Genomic DNA, 19,038 nt, shown 5'->3' on the forward strand with positions numbered 1-19,038 from the left:
TTCTTGTTGTTTCTTAGCCTCTTCTTCAGCTTTTTTCTTGGCCTCTTCTTCAGCTTTCTTCTTAGCTTCTTCTTCAGCTTTTTTCTTAGCTTCTTCTTCAGCTTTCCTTCTAGCTTCCTCATCAGCTTTCTTTTGAGCTTCTTCTTGCTGTTTACGTTGTTGTTCTTGCTGTTGCTGTTCTTGTTGTTTCTTAGCCTCTTCTTCAGCCTTTTTCTTAGCTTCGTCTTGTTTTACTTTATCTTCATTAGCCTTTTTCTGGGCTTCCTCATCAGCTTTTTTCTTAGCTTCTTCATCGGCCTTTTTCTTAGCCTCTTCTTCAGCTTTTTTTGCATCTGGAGTTCCGCCAGGCGCAGTGAAGGATGCACCAACTGCTGGGCTTGTGCCAGTACCTTTTTTCGCTACTACAGAGAAGCTGTAAGTAACACCTGGTTTAATACCACCAAGAGTAGCTGTCGTACCACTTATTGATAGGCTACCACTTGAACCGTCAGTTGCTTTATAGCTCGCTGCATATGCATCAACTTCTGCTGGTCCAGACCAGTTTAGTGTAACTGTGCTAGCGCCATCAAAAGTGACATTCAGACCACTAGGGGCATCTACTTTAATTTGTTTAATTGCATCTTTTTTCGCACCTTTTACGTATAACTCTCCGTTTATTTCTTGTACAGAAGAAGGACGTTCAAAGCGTGATTTATCTGTAGCGAATTTGCTCATCATTACTTGGAACATTTGCTGTGCAATTCTAGTGGAGCGATCGCTAACATAATTTTTTGGACCATCTTTTTCGTAACCGGTCCAAACAGCCATTGTGTATTGTGGCGTATATCCAGCAAACCAGCTATCTCTGTTTGCATCAGCTGGGATGTCATATTTTTGAAGAACTGATTCATCAAAGTTTTGTGTTCCTGTTTTACCTGCTACGTCAACACCTGAAACGTATGCTGTTGGACCTGTACCACCAGAACCAGGTTTTACTACGTCACGAAGAACGTCAGTAACCATATAAGCTGTATAGTCTTGCATTGCGCGATGTTCTTTCGGTTTAAAGCTTTTCTTTTTCCCGTCCGGGAAGGTTACTTCTTTTACGAAGTGTGGTTTATTATAGTTACCACTATTACCAAAGGTTGCATATGCACCTGCTACTTCTAATGGAGAACTATCGTTACTACCGATTGCTGTTGATTCGTAGACTTTTCCTTCTTTAAAGGTCATGCCTAAACCTTCAGCAAATTCTTTTGACTTATTAAGACCAACTGTTTGTGCTGTCTTTAAAGCTGGAATGTTTAATGACTTTTTCAAAGCTTCACGTAGTGAAACGTCACCTTTGTAACTCTTTGTTGCATTTTGTATTTTCTTACCATTGGAATACGTATACTCTGAGTCGTTTAATTGATGGTATGTAGACCATTGTAAATTTTCAATTGCCGGACCGTAGTCGAAAATTGGTTTCATTGTTGAACCAACTTGGCGTTTTAAATCAGTTGCCATATTATGACCTTTGAAAGTAGACTTACTTTCTTTACGTCCAGCACCAATTGCTCGAACTTCTCCAGACTGTGTATCCATAAATACGAATGACCCTTGGAATTGATCGTCCGGATACTTAATAAGATTGCCATCCATAATTTTGTCGGCGTAATCTTGAGCATCTTGATCAAGTGTTGTATGAATCGTTAAACCATCTGAACCGATATTTACATCAGGATATTCTTTTTCAACTTCTTTTACAACCGCATCTAAAAATGCTTGATACTTCATCTCAGTTACTTCTGAAGACGGTTGAAGGCCCTCAGTTACTGGAATCTTAACGGCGTTATTCATTTCTTCTTTTGTTATATAACCATGTCGATTCATTAATGATAATACGACATTACGACGATTTGTTGCTCGTTCAACATTTTCCTTTTTTGTTGGATCATAAATGTTTGGACCTTGGGGTAAACCAGCGAGCATAGCAGCTTCATGTAATTGCAAGTCTTTTAAATCTTTACCATAATATTTTTGCGCTGCTGTCGCAATACCGTATGAACGGTTACCTAAATTAATCTTATTTAAGTACATTTCTAAAATCTCATGTTTAGAGTATTGTTGCTCTAATTTGTAAGATAAGTACCATTCTTGCACTTTTCTTTTAGCAGTTTTGTCCATCGTTAGAAAGTAGTTTTTAACGACTTGCTGTGTAATCGTACTACCACCTTGGGAACCGAAACCACCAGTGACATTTTCCATAACTGCTTTTGTAGTTCGTTTAAAATCAATTCCATTATGATCATAGAAACGCGAATCCTCAGTTGCAAGAAATGCATTTTCAACTACTTTTGGAATTTGATCATAAGTAACATGTGTTCGTTTTTCAGCACCGTATTCATAAAAGAAATTTCCGTTTTTATCGAGAAACTTTGTTGATAAAGGATTAACAAGTTTGGATTTGTCTAATTTTGGAGCGTCCTTTACCATAACAAAGAAAGCGGAAACGCCGGCTACAAGACCAACGATACCAAGAAGTAGACAACCTATAAGGAATTTCTTGAAAAAGGAGCCTTTTTTCTTTGGTTTTTCTTCTTTATGTGTTTTTTTCTCTTGATTTTTCACATGATTTCGTTCTGTACGAGAACGATAATTATCTGACATTATACTTTCTCCTACCTTTCATTCTCTCCCCCAAAAGTCGAAAAAAGAGCCTTAGTGATGACTCTATCACGAAAAATAAACCATGTCTAGTACACGGATATAGTCAATCCGAGGGTGATAACCGCATGATAATAAGGATCCATGCTCTTCTATTTCTTCTTTCGTAATCGACTTGCGTCCACCAGTATTTTGACGATTCCAAAATGCAATAATATGTTTTGCATCTAGTAAATAAAATTCATCAAAAAGTGTAAATTTAATAATAACAAATGCAATTCCATTATGAGCAACCACTTGCTTCATATGTTCAATTTGATGAAGGTGGAAGTTTTGAAGTGGGAAACTAGTTTTATTTTTGGTTTCCTTTGCTTCAAAATCGATGTATTTCCCTTTGTATACACCGTTGTAATCTGTTGTAGAAGGTTGTTTAAAATACGCTTCTTTTACCACTGCAGCACTTCGAGCGGGGTAATCTACTTTTACAATTTGAAGAGGTGTAGGCTTTTTATGTACACATGCAATATTATGGGTTAAGTAATATTGATTTGTTTCATTCAATTCCTCTTCAAGGGACATACCTCTATTACTATAAGTATGTGTTTTTATAGGTGTTTTTTGAGGTTGTGAAGCTTGATTATACCTTTTTCCATTTGGGTAACGAATGGTCATAGTGTGTCCACCCCCAACTTGCTAAGAATTACTTACAAAGGTGATTATATCAAAAAATGAAAAAAGATGTGACCTTTTTGATGAAAGGTATGATGACTTATTTATGTTTACATGGAATGATTATATGAAAATTAAACAAAATCGAGAAAAAAATTTTTGTATAGAGGAAGAAAAAGCAATCATTCACAATATTAAAAAGAAAACAGAAATAGCTAATGTGGACAATATTTCTCGGACACAATCTTATCAAGAATATTATTTAAGAAATAGTGAAATCAGGTGGGCCTTTTTAGCGAGTATGGTTTCGAGAAATGCGGGCTGGAATATGACTGATTTAGAAGGGAGATATTATGCTACTGTTTTACCTAGAACGGTAAAAAAACATTTATTTCTTCTGTACGAACAGGCTAATTGGATTATTTTTTTAGATGCATTTCCTCAGCTATTATTGTATGAGGAAAGTAAGAAGAGACATGCACCTCTCTTTCATTTGTTGCAATACTTCAATGTATCAATTTTTATGGAAAAAGAATGGTTACTTTTCTGGGAAAGAAGAGATATGAATAGACTTATGACAGCGCTTATTATAAATGAACAAAATAAAATTCAAAAACCAGTCATTGAGAACACATATTTTAAAAAACATGTATTCCATACTGCACTTTTTAAAGTACAAGAAAGACTTCATATTAGTGCAGTTATCTTCCCAACAATTGAAGGGAGAATGTATGGGTTTTCGGTTTATCAATTTGAAACGTTACAAAAGCGTATAGAACTAGGAAAAAAATTAGCATGGTTATTGTTTCATCCAATTTATAATGGTTCGTTTTATAAGTTTGCACTGCAAACTACACATACTGGGTCTAGAGAAGATTATGAAGTTTACGCAAAGGAAACTCGAAAGTCTTATACGCCAACACTTAGAGATATTTATCCTGTTATTTTACATGGAGAAATAAAAATGAGAGATTGGTTTTGTGCAAATATGAAAATGAATGTGCTATTTGTACTTGAAGAACCTAAAGGGGAAGTTAATATAACAGAATGGTATAGAAGAAAGAGAGAACAAATCTATAGGCTATCTATCGTAAACCGTTTTGCTAAAAGGATCGATGAGTTCATGATATAATAAAAAAGAAGTCCCGTCTTCCATTTTGAAGACGGGACTTCTTAATTTGAAAAAATCCTGCTATGCGTGCTACAACTTTAATTTCAAAACGTAATGCTAGTAGGAGATTAAGGATGATTTGAAATTTAAATGTTCGTAATAAAGTCTCGCTTTATGTAGCAGGGAAGTTTGGACCATCTAGCTTTGGATTGCCAGTCTCGGGTTTATTTTGTTGTTTGTTTTGGTTTTTCTTTTTTTCATTTTTGTTCTTTGCCATTGTAATACACCTCCTTTTTGTATTGTTACCATTTCTATAAATGACATACGAAATGATTTCTTTGACGAATAACAACTAGTTTTGTCATGTGGGCAGGAGTGGTGAATCATTCGGCGAAATTACATGACAAAGGAAAAGCAAAGAAGGAGGCGTTTTGTATATGGCGATGGTTCAGAAGGAAGATGTAATGAAAAAAATGGATCAAATGTTAAGTTCTCTCGATTTGCTGGAAATGAATATAGGGATTAGAATGAATCATGCATTAAAGGATGCGAGTGAAAAAATATGTAATAAGATAGAAATAACAGAAATGCATATTGAACATATGGAAAATAAATTAGTGCATCACGAAGAAAAAGGGAATTGGGTGAAGACATTTCAAAACGTCGTAGTGAGTGCATAATAAGGTGGGAAAGAAATGAAGAATGAAGCATTAATACAGTCTTCAGAAAAACTCATGCAGTATAATAATGAAGCGAATGTAAAAAAAAGAGAACTAACTGAATACGACTTTTATAAGGATATGAAACCGTTTGTAGATATGGTAGATGAGGAATTAAAGAAGTGGAAAGAACTAGCTTATACGTGGATTAAAGAAGAAAAGCCAAAGTATATACATGTACAGCAAATTGATCAAGTATACGATAATTTACAAACGAATGTGTTGCAATGCTTTGTAAATAAAGGTAAAGGTAAACGATTCTTTGAAACACACCAAGCCATTTCGTATACTTTGCAAAATATAGTTGAGCAATGTAAATAACAAGAGGGAGAGCCCTCTTGTTATTTTTATGCTTCTGTCATTGTTGTAGGTTTTGTTGCGCCGTTTATTTCTAATTCTTTTATTAATGTTCGATAATCTGATATGCATATTTTTCCTTCGAGATACCAATGTCTCGCAAAGTCTAATAATTCATTTGCATTCTCTGTGCAATACCCCTTTTTTTGAGAAAACGCTTGTTTTAAATCCCCTAATACCATGTTGATTCCTCCCCCATGAGAATCTTCTTCTTAATTATCATAGCATGGAAGGGTTTTCTTTTTTAATTTTTTAAAAATTTAAACTTCCGACAAAAATAGACATATATTCCATCACACATATTATTTTATAGGTACATATTATATATGTAGAAACTTATGTGAAGGAGGAGAGAATGCATGTTTCAACAACCTAACGTATATCAGCAAACGAATCCATATGCACAGCAAAATATGTACCAATATAATACGGATACATATTTACGGTATAATATGTATCCTTTCGAGCCTTATTATGGAAATCAAAATTATTATCAACCGTTTGAAGTGTCCTTTATGAATCAAGCTCAACAACCACAACAGCAGCAACCTTATGTGAATCAAGTTCAACAATCACAAGCTCAGCAACCATACATGAATCAACCACAGCAGCAGCCTTATATGAATTCGCAATATTATATGCCACCACCATCGCCGTATGCTAATCAACAAGCGATGTTTTATCCACCAAAACAACCGTACCCGACGCAGGGTAAGCAAAAGCAACAACAGCCAAGCCAGTTTTCTAGTTTTGTTTCTCAATTTAAAACATCAGATGGTAACTATGATGTAAATAAAATGATGAATACAGCTGGACAAATGATGAATGCGATGAATCAAGTGACAGGTATTGTAAAGCAAGTTGGAGGCTTTTTTGGTAAGTGATGTTGAAGGATTGTCTATAAAAACAATGTAAATGAAATAAAGGACTAGACAAATTTCCTTGTAATAAATGGGTATATATAACAAACGGCTTTCTCTCTTTTCTCATACTGTAAAGTGTAATCAGATTTTTTTAACGAGAGAGGAGAGAAAAAACTATGCATCATTGTCATCCTTGCTTTGGAGGGCATAAGCCTACAGGACCTATTTGTACGACTGCTCCTGTCATTCATCCGACGAAACAATGCGTAACACACTCTTTTTCAACAACGGTGGTGCCACACATTTTCCCAACACATACAACACATGTACATCATCAACAAATTAAAAACCAAAACTTCTTCCCGCAAACAAATTCAAATGTAAATGTTGTGGACCCAATCGACCCAGGATTCGGCGGCGGATGTGGACCGTGTGGCCATGGACATCATGGACATCATGGACATCACGTATCACCATTTGGTCCAGGACCAAATGTATCTCCGTTTGGACCAAACGTATCACCATTCGGACCGAATATTGGACCAAACGTATCACCATTCGGTCCAAATATCGGACCAAACGTTGGTGGAATGTTTAAAAAGTAAATGATATGTTAGAACTAGCGAAATGCTAGTTCTTTTTTTGTAATTGGAGTGTTGATATGAAAGTTATTGCAGTAACAGGATATAAGCCATTTGAACTTGGAATATTTAAAAATGATCATCCAGGGGTGGAGTGTATAAAGAAAGCGTTACACCGTAAATTAACCAATTTTGTAGAAGATGGTTTAGAGTGGGTTATAATAAGTGGCCAATTAGGTGTAGAATTATGGGCTGCTGAAGTTGTTTTTGAAATGCAAGTAGAATATCCAGATTTAAAATTAGCGGTATTCACTCCGTTTTTAGAACAAGAAGAAAATTGGAAAGAAGATAATCGTGAATATTATGAATTTATCCTTTCTCAAGCAGACCATGTTGATAGTATCACGAAACGGAAGTATGAAAGTCCAGAGCAATTTAAATTAAAAAATCACTTTTTTATTGAAAAAAGTGATGCGCTTTTAGCGGTATACGATGAAGAAAAACCAGGAAGTCCCAAATATATTGTAGAAGCAGCAAAGAAAAAAGGAGAAATAGAAAATTATCACAGTTATTTCATTCTTTTTTCTGATTTACAAGATATAATAGAAGAGGAACAGTGGAATAATGCAGAGTAATATGTAATATAGTACTCGTATATATGATTGACAAAAAGCATTGTTTCTGAAAAAATTTAGTTAATGAAAGTTTTGGTAAAAATTTGAGGTGAAGAAAATGATTTCGGATAAAATTAAATTAACAGCGAAAGATATTTTAGAAAAAGAATTTAAAACAGGTATGAGAGGTTATCAGCAAGAAGAAGTAGACAAGTTTCTTGATATGATCATTAAAGACTATGAAGCTTTCCACAAAGAGTTTGAGCAATTAAAGCAACAAAATGCTCGTTTAAAGCGTGAATTAGAGGAACAAAAACTAGCAGTAACGCAAGTTCCACAACAACCTGTACAAACACCAGTTGCACAACCAGTTTATAACAACACGAATACGGATATTTTAAAACGCTTATCTAACTTAGAAAAAGCTGTATTTGGAAGTAAGTTATACGAATGATGTAAGGTGGGAAAAGGTTTAAGCATTTTACATAGAAAAAAACGTTGCAAAATCTTTTTGTTTCCACTATACTAATGGATGTCATAACGTTTGGGTAATCGCTGCAACGCCAACGTTGTAGAGGAAAGTCCATGCTCGCACGGCCTGAGATGGCTGTAGTGTTCGTGCCTAGCCAATTCATAAGCTAGGGTATTCTGGCTGTAAGGCTGGTTTAACGGCAGGGAAAAAACCTAAGTCCTTTCGGATATGGTTTGACTACCTTTAAAGTGCCACAGTGACGAAGTCCTTGAAGAAATGATAGGAGTGGAACGAGGTAAACCCCACGAGCGAGAAACCCAAATAATGGTAGGGGAATCTTTTCCAAGGAAATGAACGACGGGAAAGGACAGGTTTTATAACCTGTAGATAGATGATTGCCACCGGAGTACGAGGCGTGGGCCGTTTGTAGTACAAAGGAACAGAACATGGCTTACAGAACGTTATGAACCAACTATGAAATAACTCAGCTCTCCTTTGTTAGAGGAGGGCTTTTTATTTGTATGAAGTTATAAAGTATGAGTTAAAATGGTTAATGAGAAAATTTTTCGTAAAATGTAATGATTAATAGGACCAATTGCTATTAATTATTGTTTGAATATACATAAGAGGTGAATGCAAATGGGAAAAGTTACTTTAATTGCAACAGCGGCAATGGGTATTGAAGCGTTAGTTGCCCGAGAAGTTCGCGATCTTGGTTATGAATGTCAAGTAGAAAACAGCAAAGTAACATTTGAAGCAGATGAAAAGGCGATTTGTCGTACGAATTTATGGTTACGTACTGCGGACCGTGTAAAAATTAAAGTTGGCGAATTTAAAGCAACAACATTTGATGAGCTATTTGAAAAAACGAAAGCATTAAACTGGGGAGATTATATTCCAGAGAATGGTGAATTCCCTGTTATTGGTAAATCTTTAAAATCTGAATTATTCAGTGTTTCGGATTGCCAACGTATCGTTAAAAAAGCTGTCGTTGAAAAATTAAAAACAACATATAAACGTACAACTTGGTTTGAAGAAGATGGTCCATTATTCCGTATTGAGATTGCAATGCTCAAGGATATTGCAACATTAACAATTGATGCGAGCGGTGTTGGACTTCATAAACGTGGATACCGTATGGATCAAGGGGAAGCTCCGTTAAAAGAAACATTAGCTGCGTCTTTAATTAAATTAACAAACTGGAAGCCAGATCGTCCATTTGTTGATCCATTCTGTGGATCAGGTACAATTCCGATTGAAGCAGCATTAATTGGACAAAACATCGCACCAGGATTTAACCGTGGTTTCGCATCTGACGAGTGGGGCTGGGTAGGTAAACAAAACTGGCGTGAAGCTCGTCAAGAAGCTGAAGATTTAGCGAACTATGATCAACGATTACAAATCATTGGATCAGATATTGATCATCGTATGATTCGAGTTGCTCAAGATAATGCAGAAGAAGTAGGCTTAGGCGATTTAATTACATTTAAACAAATGCAAGTAAAAGATTTCACAACAAAAGAGGATTATGGCTATGTTGTAACGAATCCTCCATACGGAGAACGTTTAAGTGAAAAAGCACTTGTTGAACAATTGTACAAAGAAATGGGACAAGTATTCCGCCCATTAGATACATGGTCAGCGTATGTATTAACAAGTTACGAAGCATTTGAGAAGTGCTATGGAAAAGATGCATCGAAGAAACGTAAACTGTTTAACGGATTTATCCGTACAGATTACTATCAGTACTTCGGAAAACGTCCACCGCGTAATTCATAGTATAAAACTCCTCCAGCGCGCATATACTGGCTATTATGTAATGCGTAAAGGAGGAAGTGATATGGATAATTTCCAATTATCAATGATTCAAAAAGCTATTCACCGTACGTATGATGAGCTCGGAAAAGAAGTGGATAGTCAAGATGCGATTGTAGATGAAATACAAAAAGCACAAGAAGAATATTTGTCAGCTCTTTCACATGAAACAGCGATTGATAAAAGGTATTTAAAGTCATTAATATAGAAGAAAATTTTCCTTTTTCGAAAGGAAAATTTTTTTTCGTGTATTTATATGTATGGCAACAGGGGAAAGTAGCTGCACACATATGAGTAGCGGTTACTATATCTTTTTATAGAAAAACTTTTTGGTTGGAGGCTAAGGATGTTTACTGAGAAGAGATTACCATTTGAAGTAGGAAAACAAGACAATTTTTATGATAAGTTGAATGAGTGGATTGGAGATGTGTTTTACGACATCCTTCCGGAAAAAGGTTTTGAAGAGCGTGATGAACAAATTTTTATGGCGTTTCAATTAGAGCGTGCTTTCCAAGAAAAGAAAGTTATGTTCGCAGAAGCGGGTGTAGGAACAGGGAAAACTATTGTATATCTTCTATATGCAATTTGCTATGCGCGTTATACTGGAAAACCAGCTATAATTGCTTGTGCAGATGAAACGTTAATTGAGCAGCTTGTGAAAGAAGAAGGAGACATTGCGAAATTATCTGAAGCGTTAGGCTTATCTGTAGATGTAAGACTTGCGAAATCAATGGATAATTATTTATGTTTACGTAAGCTTGAAGATGTTATGAGTGGACGAGCTCCAGAAGTAATTGAAGACGTATATTATGAATTACCACAATTCGTATTTGATCATGGTACGATGCAAAACTTTACTCACTATGGTGACCGAAAAGAATTTCCACTATTAAATGACGAAGAATGGTCAAAAGTAAATTGGGATTACTTCCAAGATTGCTTCACTTGTGATTCTCGTCATCGTTGCGGTCAAACTCTTTCACGTGAACATTATCGTAAAGCAGCAGATTTAATTATTTGTTCTCAAGATTTTTATATGGATCATATTTGGACGTACGATGCTCGAAAGCGTGAAGGACAAATTCCATTATTACCAGAAAGTAGTTGTGTTGTATTCGATGAAGGACATCTTGTAGAATATGCAGCTCAAAAAGCTTTAACATATCGTTTAAAGCAAACGATGATGGAGCAACTTTTAACGAGATTATTACAAAACGATATTCGTGAAGAGTTTGCACATTTAGTAGAAGAAACAATTTGGCAAACAGAGCGATTCTTTGATGTGTTACAAGAAAACAAAAAAGAAATTGCCGGTTCTGATCGTTTAGAAATTACTGTGACAGAAAAAGTAACAGCTGAAGCAAAACGACTTTATGCGAAAATTGGTGAAGTCGGTGATGCGTTAGTATTTGAAAGTGAAATGCATACAGTAAATACGTATGATTTAAATATCGTTGATGAACATTTAGATGTATTAGAACATTCACTTCGTCTATTCATGCATGAGAAAAATGTAATTACATGGGGTGAAGAAGGTGATGGAGCCTTCACGTTAGTAATTATGCCACGTGCAGTTGAAGAAGTATTACAAGAGAAAGTATTCTCGAAGAAAATCCCGTATATCTTCTCATCTGCTACATTATCTAATAACGATTCATTCGCATTTACAGCAAATAGCCTAGGGGTAAAAGATTACTTATCATTCTCAGTTGCCTCACCATTTGATTATGAAGAGCAAATGGCAGTAAACTTACTATCGCATACGAAAGAAGATGAGTGGGAAAGAAAGTGTCAATATACACTTGAAAATATACAGAAAACAAACGGACGTACACTTGTATTATTCCGTACAACGCAAGAACTTGCAGCGTTTAAAGAATATGTAAGTAAAGAACAAATGTCAGTTCCGTTCTTATATGAAGGGGATCAAGAAATTAGTCAGCTCGTTTCTCGTTTCCAAAATGAAGAAGAGAATGTACTTTGTGCCGTTCATTTATGGGAAGGTTTAGATATTCCTGGTTCATCATTATCACATGTTATCATTTGGTCATTACCATTCCCTCCAAACGATCCTGTGTTTGAAGCGAAGCGTAAACATGTGAATGACCCGTTCTGGGATGTAGATGTACCGTATATGATTTTACGTCTTCGTCAAGGGATTGGCCGTTTAATTCGTACGAGCGACGATAAAGGTGCTATATCAATCTTCTTATCTGATACAGAAGATGAGAAAGTGATAGAAGCGGTCAAAAACGTACTACCAGTAGAAGGTAAAGAATTATAAGGAGAAAGCTTGGCGCTTGCCAAGCTTTTTTTCTATTATAAAAGGAAATTAGATTTTCATGTCGAATTAAGTTTGAGGTAGAAAAAGGAGGTTTTTATACAATGACAGTAGCTACATATGAAGTAGAAAAACAATTTTTAACATACGTGAAGAAGATACAAAATTACGGAGAAGCATTAAGCTTAATGTTTTGGGACTTGAGAACAGGGGCGCCTAAAAAAGGTGTAGACCAGCGTTCAGAAGTAATTGGCATGCTTTCATCAGAAGTATTTGCCATGTCGACTTCAGATGAGATGGGGAACTATTTAACAGAGCTTGAAGCTTTAATACGTGAAGATAAACTTTCTGAAACGACGAAGAAAATGGTTGAAGAGTGTCGTAAAGAATATGATAGAAATAAGAAAATTCCACAAGCGGAATACGAAGCGTATGTGAAATTAGAAGCGAAAGCAGAGAGTGTGTGGGAAGAAGCTCGCGAAAAATCTGATTTCGAAATGTTCCGCCCGTACTTAGAAAAAATTGTTGAATTTAAAAAGAAATTTATTACATATTGGGGTTACGAAACATATAAATACAATACATTATTAGACATGTACGAGCCAGGTATTACAGTAGAAGTTTTAGATCACGTATTTGGTCAACTTCGTGAGCGCATCGTGCCGCTTGTAAAAGAAATCTCTGAGTCTAAAAAAGGATTAAAAACAAGTGCTTTATCGGAAAAATTTTCAAAAGAAAAACAAAAGAACTTTACATTAGAACTATTAAAGCAATTGAATTATGACTTTGAAGCAGGTCGTCTTGATGAAACAGTACATCCATTCGAGATTACATTAAATAGAGGGGATGTTCGTATTACGACACGCTATGACGAAAAGGATTTCCGCATGGCTGTGTTTGGAACAATTCATGAATGTGGTCATGCTGTATATGAACAAAATATTGCAGAGAAATTTGAAGGTACACCGTTATGTAGTGGAACATCTATGGGTATTCATGAGTCACAATCGTTATTCTTTGAGAACTTTATCGGCCGTAATAAATCATTCTGGAAGAAAAATTATGATTTATTAAAAGAGTATAGCAATGGTCAATTTGATGATATGTCAGTCGATGAATTTTATGATGCAATTAACGAATCAAAGCCGTCATTCATTCGTATAGAAGCAGATGAGCTTACATACCCGCTTCATGTTATGGTGCGTTATGAATTAGAGAAAGAATTATTTGATGGTACATTACAAGTGAAGGACTTACCAGCAGCTTGGAATGATAAGATGGAAGCATATTTAGGAATTCGTCCGGAAAATGATGCGCAAGGTGTATTGCAAGATGTTCACTGGGCTGGTGGCTCATTTGGATACTTCCCATCTTATGCGCTTGGTTACATGTATGCAGCGCAATTTAAGCAAAGAATGTTAAAAGACATTCCGAACTTTGATGCATTGTTAGAAGAAGGAAACGTAACACCAATTCGTGAATGGTTAACAGAACATATTCACCAATATGGTAAAACGAAAAAGCCACTTGAAATTTTAGAAGATGTAACAGGCGAAGGGCTAAATGCAAATTACTTAGCAGATTATTTAGAAACGAAATATAAAGAGATTTATGAGTTGTAAAAAAAGAGCTGCTTAATTGCAGCTCTTTTTATTAAAGGGGATGAGAGAATGGGGTATACATATACAGTAATGAAGCAAGAAGAAGCGGAGGAAATCGCGTATAACTGGCATTATAAAGGGGAATATTCCTTTTACGATATAGAGGCAGATGAAGAAGATTTAGCTGAGTTTTTAGAGGGTGAGAGTAGAGGGAATCATGTGTTTTCTGTGAAAGAAAATGGTACTCTCATTGGGTTCTTTACGGTTTGTAAGATAAATAATGGAACGGTTGATATAGGACTTGGAATGAGACCTAATATAACTGGTAATGGATTTGGTTTACAGTTCGTGAATGCTGGACTAGCTTTTAGCAAAGAAAAATACGGATGCAAATATATAACACTATCAGTAGCGACATTTAATGAGAGAGCGATAAAAGTGTATAAAAGGGCGGGATTTGAAGCGGTTGGAACGTTTATACAGAAAACAAATGGTGGTTGTTTTGAGTTCTTGAAAATGAACTATATATGTAAACGTGATTAAAAAACAGAGGATCTTCTGTTTTTTTATTTTGATTTAGAAATATATGATACATATTGTTTACTTGTTGTAATTGAGGCTTTTGAAATTTTGGTAGAGGGTGTGTATGATAGAAGTTTAGTAGCAAATAGCAGGTTTAGCAAGGAAAGGTAGAGGTAGTATGATTACAATTAAAACGAAAAATGAAATAGATTTGATGCATGAATCTGGAAAATTACTTGCTTCATGTCATAAAGAAATTGCGAAAATGATAAAGCCAGGTATAACGACACAAGAGATTGATACGTTTGTTGAAATGTATTTAAAAAAGCATGGTGCCACATCTGAACAGAAAGGTTACAACGGGTATCCATATGCGATATGTGCATCTGTAAACGATGAAATGTGTCATGCGTTTCCGGCCGATGTTCCTTTAACTGAGGGTAATATTGTAACAATTGACACGGTAGTAAACTTAAATGGTGGTCTTTCAGATTCTGCTTGGACGTATAGAGTTGGAAAAGTTTCTGATGAAGCAGAAAAGTTGTTGTTAGTAGCTGAGAATGCTTTGTATAAAGGGATTGATCAGGCGGTAATTGGTAATCATGTAGGAGACATTGGCTATGCAATTGAAAGTTATGTAACAAATGAAGGTTTTTCTGTCGCAAGAGACTTTACGGGACATGGGATTGGTAAAGAGATTCATGAAGAACCAGCAATTTTTCATTTTGGGAAACAAGGACAAGGACCTCAGTTACAAGAAGGAATGGTAATTACAATTGAACCGATTGTAAATATAGGTATGCGATATTCTAAAGTAGATTTAAATGGGTGGACTGTACGAACGATGGACGGGAAATTATCAGCTCAATATGAGCATACAATTGCGATTACAAAAGATGGGCCAATCATTTTAACGAAGTTGTAATTGGGAATGAAAGAGTTTGCAAAACTCGAACAAAGATAGTGGTTTTTAAAAATTTGTACGTGTTTTTTTGATAAATGCTTTTCAAAGCATAAAAAGTACGTTATAATCCTTCTATAAAATAAATAGTTAGCTACACTCATATAATCGCGGGGATATGGCCTGCAAGTTTCTACCGAAGTACCGTAAATACTTTGACTATGAGTGAGGACGAATATAATTGCTTGTTTAGCATTCTTTTTTTGCGAAACTCCAAAAGCGCGTCTCTCACTTGTAACGAGTGGTGGCGGCTTTTGGAGTTTTTTTATTGCATAAGAGGGGGAACAAACATGAAAGTATTACAAGAAAAGATTTTGAACGAAGGAAAGGTTTTATCTGGTGACGTATTAAAGGTAGATGCTTTTTTAAATCATCAAATTGATCCAGTACTTATGCAAGAAATCGGAAAAGAATTTGCTAAACGTTTTAAAGAAGAGAACATTACAAAAATCGTGACGATTGAATCTTCAGGCATTGCACCAGCAGTTATGGCTGCATTAGAGCTTGGTGTAAAAGTAATTTTTGCAAGAAAACGTAAATCGTTAACGTTACAAGATAATATGTACGTTGCAAACGTATATTCATTTACGAAACAAGAGACGAATGAAATTTCATTATCTCGAAATCATATCGATGAAAGTGATCGCGTTTTAATCATCGATGACTTCTTAGCAAACGGTCAGGCTGCTTTAGGTTTAATGAGCTTAGTAGAGCAAGCAGGAGCGAGTATTGCAGGAATTGGAATTGTTATTGAAAAAGCATTTCAAGATGGAGGAAAGAAGCTTCGTGAACAAGGCGTTCGTGTTGAATCACTAGCAGAAATTGCATCACTTGATAACGGCACAGTTACATTTGTACAGCAAGAAACTGCGGAGGTGAAATAAACGATGAAGCAACATCCATTTAAAATCGCATCGCTCGGTATGCAGCATATGCTTGCTATGTATGCTGGTGCAATTATCGTTCCGCTGATTGTGGGCGGTGGACTTGGTTTAAATCAAAAAGAGTTAACGTACTTAGTCTCAATTGATTTATTAATGTGCGGCGTTGCGACAATTTTACAAGCATTATCAAATCGCTTTTTCGGTATAGGACTTCCCGTTGTACTTGGTTGTACATTTACAGCGGTTGGGCCGATGATTGCAATCGGGAAACAATACGGCGTATCTTCTATTTATGGAGCAATTATTGCTGCCGGGTTATTCGTTGTTATTTTTGCGAAATTATTTGGAAAGCTTGTAAAACTGTTTCCCCCTGTTGTAACAGGATCTGTCGTTACTGTAATTGGAGTTACACTTGTTCCAGCAGCAATTAATGATATGGCTGGAGGAGTAGGAAGCAAGGATTTCGGTAGTCTTGAAAATTTAGCATTAGCATTTGGTGTGTTACTATTTATCATCATTATGTATCGTTTCTTCGACGGATTTATTCGTTCAATCTCTATTTTACTAGGACTTTTATTCGGTACAATCGTTGCAGCATTTATGGGGAAAGTAAGCTTGCAAGCAGTTGGAGAAGCAGATTGGTTCCATGGTATTCAGCCATTTTACTTCGGTACACCAACATTTGAATTGACGCCAATTATTACGATGACTTTAGTTGCTTGCGTAGGGATCGTAGAAGCAACAGGTGTATACTTTGCATTATCTGATATTTGCAATAAAAAGATTGGTGAAAAAGAATTAACAAAAGGCTATCGAGCAGAAGGATTAGCGATGGTGTTAGGTGGTATTTTCAACGCGTTCCCATATACAACATACTCTCAAAACGTAGGGCTTGTTCAATTAACTGGAGTAAGAAATCGCGTTATTATTTATACTTGTGGTGGTATGTTAATCGTTCTTGGATTCATTCCGAAAATTGCAGCTATTACAACAATTATTCCGAAATCAGTACTGGGCGGTGCGATGTTAGCAATGTTCGGTATGGTAATGGCATATGGTATTAAAATGTTAAGTAGCGTTGATTTTGGTAAACAAGAAAATTTATTAATCGTTGCATGTTCTGTCGGAATCGGACTTGGAGTTACAGTCGTTCCTACTTTATTCTCACAACTTCCAGAAAGCATTCGTATTTTAACAGATAACGGAATTGTACTTGGAAGTGCGTCAGCAGTACTTTTAAATATCGTATTTAATATGGTGCCGCAGCGCAAAGTGAAAGTAGAAGAAGAGCCAGTATCTATGCAAAGTGCAGTAAGAGAAGCGTGAAAAAGCAAGGTCTCGTTATGAGACCTTGCTTTTCTTTTTAAGTGGCATCATTTTCCCGTACGTACCAAGACGCCAAATGTACTCAAGTGGCCCGTATTGGTAATGTGAAAGCCACCAGCGGCTAATAAAGATTTGTAACGTGTAGAAACTAATGCAGAATATTGGTCCAACCCATAATGGAGCAGGATAATAATTTTTAAGGAATAGACCAAATACAAGTAATGTAACAATTGTATGCGAGATGTAATTTGTTAATGCCATTCGTCCAACGTGTTGGAACGGACGTAATAACGTTTGCCATTTTTCTTTTTGTAATAAACGCATTAGTGTGAAAATGTAGAATATGAATAACGTTTTTCCGCTAAACATTGTAAAGACCTGCATATAAATTGGTTCATAAAATGGTTTTGATAAGAAGTAACGGACCATGAAGAACCACATTGGTAATGTAAAAAGGAACATAATAATTTGCCATTTTTTAAGCTTTGAATCTAACTCTTTCGCGCGGCGGAAAATATCCTTTTTCCCGGCGTATAAACCAAGTAAAAACAGCCCAACTGTTTCTGGAAGCATAAGTAAATTTAATCCAATTCCATCAGCGTAAAATGCATGGAAACGATTTTGTATTTGTGACAGCCAATCTTCTAATGGCATGATAGGTAAGGAAAAACCTAGCTCTTCCTTTGGTACCAATGCAACTGTAATACCAGCCATTAGCATAATGAATTGAAAAATACTCAATAAAACGATAGCCCATATTAAAATAGTACGAGGTTCTCTCTTATAAAATAAAAATAAGAAAAATCCAGCAATCGCATAAGTATGTAAAATGTCTCCGTCCCATAAAAGAACGTAATGTAAGAAACCAAATAATAATAAAATAAGTAAGCGGCGAACAAATAAAATTTTCGGATGATCTGTTTTTGCTTCAGCACGAGTCATAAAAATGTAAAAGCCTAGGCCAAATAAAAAAGAAAAGATAGTATAAAACTTTGTTTGAATAAACATATCGTAAAATAGACGGATATAGCTATCTAGCCCTTCATAAACTCCTGAAATATCACGTGAGTCAATCCCAGCGATAACAGGCCAGTTCACAAGAAAAATACCTAGTACAGCTATTCCCCTAATAATATCGATGGAGTGGATCCTCTCGCCTTGTGAAATATTTTGTGTCATTTTTTTCCTCCTTGTTAAGTAATTCCCTTTTATTATACAAAATGTAAGATGGAGGGGATAGGGGATATTTCCATTTTTTTAAACTGTTAAGTTATGTAGGATGAGATATAATAAGAGTGCACAACAAGTTTTAACCTTTTTCAAAACAGGCAGTAAAGCTCCTTCTTATAAGGAGCTTTCTTTATGAAAAGTGTTGATAATGATTCTCTTTAATGATAAAATATATTTAAAATTGATAATCATTATCAAAAAGGTTGGTGTGTAAGTATGGTATATGCATTAGTAGCAGGTACAGTCGCTGTATATGCAGTTATTGCGAAGTATGTTTTAAATGGAGTAGGAACAGCAAAATGAGTGATATGACATAAAATCCCTTTCATTTGTAAAAAGAATGAAAGGGATTTTTTATTTTTAATGAGAATATGCTGAAAATTTAGTATGATAGTAAAGTGAAA

Annotated in this window: 20 protein-coding genes, 1 other RNA gene and 1 riboswitch; of the genes, 16 read left to right on the plus strand and 5 right to left on the minus strand. The window is 35.5% G+C overall.

Annotated elements, in window-relative coordinates:
* Positions 1–2,631, minus strand: a 2,631-nt coding sequence (locus tag HMPREF2590_RS17165) for a PBP1A family penicillin-binding protein (protein WP_070861475.1), incomplete at its 3' end; no start/stop codon positions are given.
* A 66-nt stretch (positions 2,632–2,697) separates the two neighbouring features.
* Complete coding sequence (gene recU / locus HMPREF2590_RS17170) at positions 2,698–3,300, minus strand: Holliday junction resolvase RecU (RefSeq protein WP_000155598.1); 603 nt, start codon at positions 3,298–3,300, stop codon at positions 2,698–2,700.
* A gap of 103 nt (positions 3,301–3,403) precedes the next feature.
* Between recU and HMPREF2590_RS17175 the strand changes: the two genes are divergently transcribed.
* Entirely contained in the window at positions 3,404–4,429 is a 1,026-nt protein-coding gene (locus tag HMPREF2590_RS17175; RefSeq protein WP_000495651.1) for a DUF2515 domain-containing protein, read from the plus strand.
* A 151-nt stretch (positions 4,430–4,580) separates the two neighbouring features.
* On the opposite strand, the gene HMPREF2590_RS31110 is transcribed toward HMPREF2590_RS17175, so the two are convergent.
* Positions 4,581–4,760, minus strand: a complete 180-nt coding sequence (locus HMPREF2590_RS31110; protein WP_001987054.1) for a hypothetical protein — start codon at positions 4,758–4,760, stop codon at positions 4,581–4,583.
* Positions 4,761–4,845: 85 nt separating this feature from the next.
* On the opposite strand from HMPREF2590_RS31110, the gene HMPREF2590_RS17180 reads away from it, so the two are divergent.
* A complete protein-coding gene (locus tag HMPREF2590_RS17180) occupies positions 4,846–5,088 on the plus strand; it encodes a hypothetical protein (RefSeq protein WP_001252036.1) in 243 nt (80 codons plus the stop codon).
* Positions 5,089–5,103: 15 nt separating this feature from the next.
* Positions 5,104–5,448: a YppE family protein gene (locus HMPREF2590_RS17185; protein WP_000786940.1), complete on the plus strand. Its 345-nt coding sequence runs from the start codon at positions 5,104–5,106 to the stop codon at positions 5,446–5,448.
* A gap of 26 nt (positions 5,449–5,474) precedes the next feature.
* On the opposite strand, the gene HMPREF2590_RS17190 is transcribed toward HMPREF2590_RS17185, so the two are convergent.
* Entirely contained in the window at positions 5,475–5,666 is a 192-nt protein-coding gene (locus HMPREF2590_RS17190) for a YppF family protein (RefSeq protein WP_000242652.1), read from the minus strand.
* A 177-nt stretch (positions 5,667–5,843) separates the two neighbouring features.
* Between HMPREF2590_RS17190 and HMPREF2590_RS17195 the strand changes: the two genes are divergently transcribed.
* The 13 genes from HMPREF2590_RS17195 to pbuX all read left to right on the plus strand — a co-directional run bounded on the left by HMPREF2590_RS17195 (position 5,844) and on the right by pbuX (position 17,404).
* The gene (locus HMPREF2590_RS17195; RefSeq protein WP_030024706.1) at positions 5,844–6,368 is read left to right on the plus strand and encodes a YppG family protein; all 525 of its coding nucleotides are present in this window, start codon (positions 5,844–5,846) and stop codon (positions 6,366–6,368) included.
* A gap of 155 nt (positions 6,369–6,523) precedes the next feature.
* Positions 6,524–6,952 carry a CotD family spore coat protein gene (locus HMPREF2590_RS17200; protein ID WP_000546268.1) on the plus strand — a complete coding sequence of 143 codons (429 nt, stop codon included), beginning with the start codon at positions 6,524–6,526 and terminating at the stop codon, positions 6,950–6,952.
* A gap of 56 nt (positions 6,953–7,008) precedes the next feature.
* On the plus strand, positions 7,009–7,563 hold the full coding sequence (locus HMPREF2590_RS17205; protein ID WP_000862913.1) for an SLOG family protein: 555 nt from the start codon (positions 7,009–7,011) through the stop codon (positions 7,561–7,563).
* A 97-nt stretch (positions 7,564–7,660) separates the two neighbouring features.
* A complete protein-coding gene (gene gpsB / locus HMPREF2590_RS17210; protein ID WP_000622431.1) occupies positions 7,661–7,996 on the plus strand; it encodes a cell division regulator GpsB in 336 nt (111 codons plus the stop codon).
* 86 nt (positions 7,997–8,082) lie between these two features.
* An RNA gene (gene rnpB / locus HMPREF2590_RS17215) (RNase P RNA component class B) lies at positions 8,083–8,473 on the plus strand.
* Positions 8,474–8,653: 180 nt separating this feature from the next.
* Entirely contained in the window at positions 8,654–9,793 is a 1,140-nt protein-coding gene (locus HMPREF2590_RS17220; protein WP_000521224.1) for a THUMP domain-containing class I SAM-dependent RNA methyltransferase, read from the plus strand.
* Positions 9,794–9,854: 61 nt separating this feature from the next.
* Positions 9,855–10,037: a DUF3921 family protein gene (locus tag HMPREF2590_RS17225; RefSeq protein WP_000368569.1), complete on the plus strand. Its 183-nt coding sequence runs from the start codon at positions 9,855–9,857 to the stop codon at positions 10,035–10,037.
* Positions 10,038–10,175: 138 nt separating this feature from the next.
* Complete coding sequence (locus HMPREF2590_RS17230) at positions 10,176–12,113, plus strand: ATP-dependent DNA helicase (RefSeq protein WP_000493693.1); 1,938 nt, start codon at positions 10,176–10,178, stop codon at positions 12,111–12,113.
* 101 nt (positions 12,114–12,214) lie between these two features.
* The gene (gene ypwA / locus HMPREF2590_RS17235) at positions 12,215–13,732 is read left to right on the plus strand and encodes a carboxypeptidase (protein WP_000215068.1); all 1,518 of its coding nucleotides are present in this window, start codon (positions 12,215–12,217) and stop codon (positions 13,730–13,732) included.
* 48 nt (positions 13,733–13,780) lie between these two features.
* Positions 13,781–14,254, plus strand: a complete 474-nt coding sequence (locus HMPREF2590_RS17240) for a GNAT family N-acetyltransferase (protein WP_000542516.1) — start codon at positions 13,781–13,783, stop codon at positions 14,252–14,254.
* 157 nt (positions 14,255–14,411) lie between these two features.
* Positions 14,412–15,158 carry a type I methionyl aminopeptidase gene (locus HMPREF2590_RS17245; protein ID WP_000628415.1) on the plus strand — a complete coding sequence of 249 codons (747 nt, stop codon included), beginning with the start codon at positions 14,412–14,414 and terminating at the stop codon, positions 15,156–15,158.
* A 116-nt stretch (positions 15,159–15,274) separates the two neighbouring features.
* Positions 15,275–15,376: riboswitch (purine riboswitch) on the plus strand.
* Positions 15,377–15,484: 108 nt separating this feature from the next.
* Positions 15,485–16,078 (plus strand): xanthine phosphoribosyltransferase, encoded by a 594-nt coding sequence (locus HMPREF2590_RS17250; RefSeq protein WP_044584263.1) that lies wholly within the window; start codon positions 15,485–15,487, stop codon positions 16,076–16,078.
* A gap of 3 nt (positions 16,079–16,081) precedes the next feature.
* Positions 16,082–17,404 carry a xanthine permease PbuX gene (gene pbuX / locus HMPREF2590_RS17255; RefSeq protein WP_000809228.1) on the plus strand — a complete coding sequence of 441 codons (1,323 nt, stop codon included), beginning with the start codon at positions 16,082–16,084 and terminating at the stop codon, positions 17,402–17,404.
* Positions 17,405–17,419: 15 nt separating this feature from the next.
* On the opposite strand, the gene HMPREF2590_RS17260 is transcribed toward pbuX, so the two are convergent.
* Positions 17,420–18,583 (minus strand): DUF418 domain-containing protein, encoded by a 1,164-nt coding sequence (locus tag HMPREF2590_RS17260; RefSeq protein ID WP_000193089.1) that lies wholly within the window; start codon positions 18,581–18,583, stop codon positions 17,420–17,422.
* Positions 18,584–19,038: the final 455 nt, after the last annotated feature.

Origin of the sequence: Bacillus sp. HMSC036E02 (assembly GCF_001836235.1) — a bacterium.
GTDB classification, from domain to species: domain Bacteria; phylum Bacillota; class Bacilli; order Bacillales; family Bacillaceae_G; genus Bacillus_A; species Bacillus_A cereus.

What these genes read in the sequence shown, in the direction of transcription:
- HMPREF2590_RS17245 (WP_000628415.1), top strand. Translation starts at nt 14,412, where the DNA reads ATGATTACAATTAAAACGAAAAATGAAATAGATTTGATGCATGAATCT.
- HMPREF2590_RS17230 (WP_000493693.1), top strand. Translation starts at nt 10,176, where the DNA reads ATGTTTACTGAGAAGAGATTACCATTTGAAGTAGGAAAACAAGACAAT.
- HMPREF2590_RS17225 (WP_000368569.1), top strand. Translation starts at nt 9,855, where the DNA reads ATGGATAATTTCCAATTATCAATGATTCAAAAAGCTATTCACCGTACG.
- HMPREF2590_RS17175 (WP_000495651.1), top strand. Translation starts at nt 3,404, where the DNA reads ATGTTTACATGGAATGATTATATGAAAATTAAACAAAATCGAGAAAAA.
- HMPREF2590_RS17185 (WP_000786940.1), top strand. Translation starts at nt 5,104, where the DNA reads ATGAAGAATGAAGCATTAATACAGTCTTCAGAAAAACTCATGCAGTAT.
- HMPREF2590_RS17260 (WP_000193089.1), bottom strand. Translation starts at nt 18,583, where the DNA reads ATGACACAAAATATTTCACAAGGCGAGAGGATCCACTCCATCGATATT.
- ypwA (WP_000215068.1), top strand. Translation starts at nt 12,215, where the DNA reads ATGACAGTAGCTACATATGAAGTAGAAAAACAATTTTTAACATACGTG.
- HMPREF2590_RS17180 (WP_001252036.1), top strand. Translation starts at nt 4,846, where the DNA reads ATGGCGATGGTTCAGAAGGAAGATGTAATGAAAAAAATGGATCAAATG.
- recU (WP_000155598.1), bottom strand. Translation starts at nt 3,300, where the DNA reads ATGACCATTCGTTACCCAAATGGAAAAAGGTATAATCAAGCTTCACAA.
- HMPREF2590_RS17195 (WP_030024706.1), top strand. Translation starts at nt 5,844, where the DNA reads ATGTTTCAACAACCTAACGTATATCAGCAAACGAATCCATATGCACAG.
- HMPREF2590_RS17240 (WP_000542516.1), top strand. Translation starts at nt 13,781, where the DNA reads ATGGGGTATACATATACAGTAATGAAGCAAGAAGAAGCGGAGGAAATC.
- pbuX (WP_000809228.1), top strand. Translation starts at nt 16,082, where the DNA reads ATGAAGCAACATCCATTTAAAATCGCATCGCTCGGTATGCAGCATATG.
- HMPREF2590_RS17190 (WP_000242652.1), bottom strand. Translation starts at nt 5,666, where the DNA reads ATGGTATTAGGGGATTTAAAACAAGCGTTTTCTCAAAAAAAGGGGTAT.
- HMPREF2590_RS17220 (WP_000521224.1), top strand. Translation starts at nt 8,654, where the DNA reads ATGGGAAAAGTTACTTTAATTGCAACAGCGGCAATGGGTATTGAAGCG.
- HMPREF2590_RS17250 (WP_044584263.1), top strand. Translation starts at nt 15,485, where the DNA reads ATGAAAGTATTACAAGAAAAGATTTTGAACGAAGGAAAGGTTTTATCT.
- HMPREF2590_RS17205 (WP_000862913.1), top strand. Translation starts at nt 7,009, where the DNA reads ATGAAAGTTATTGCAGTAACAGGATATAAGCCATTTGAACTTGGAATA.
- HMPREF2590_RS17200 (WP_000546268.1), top strand. Translation starts at nt 6,524, where the DNA reads ATGCATCATTGTCATCCTTGCTTTGGAGGGCATAAGCCTACAGGACCT.
- gpsB (WP_000622431.1), top strand. Translation starts at nt 7,661, where the DNA reads ATGATTTCGGATAAAATTAAATTAACAGCGAAAGATATTTTAGAAAAA.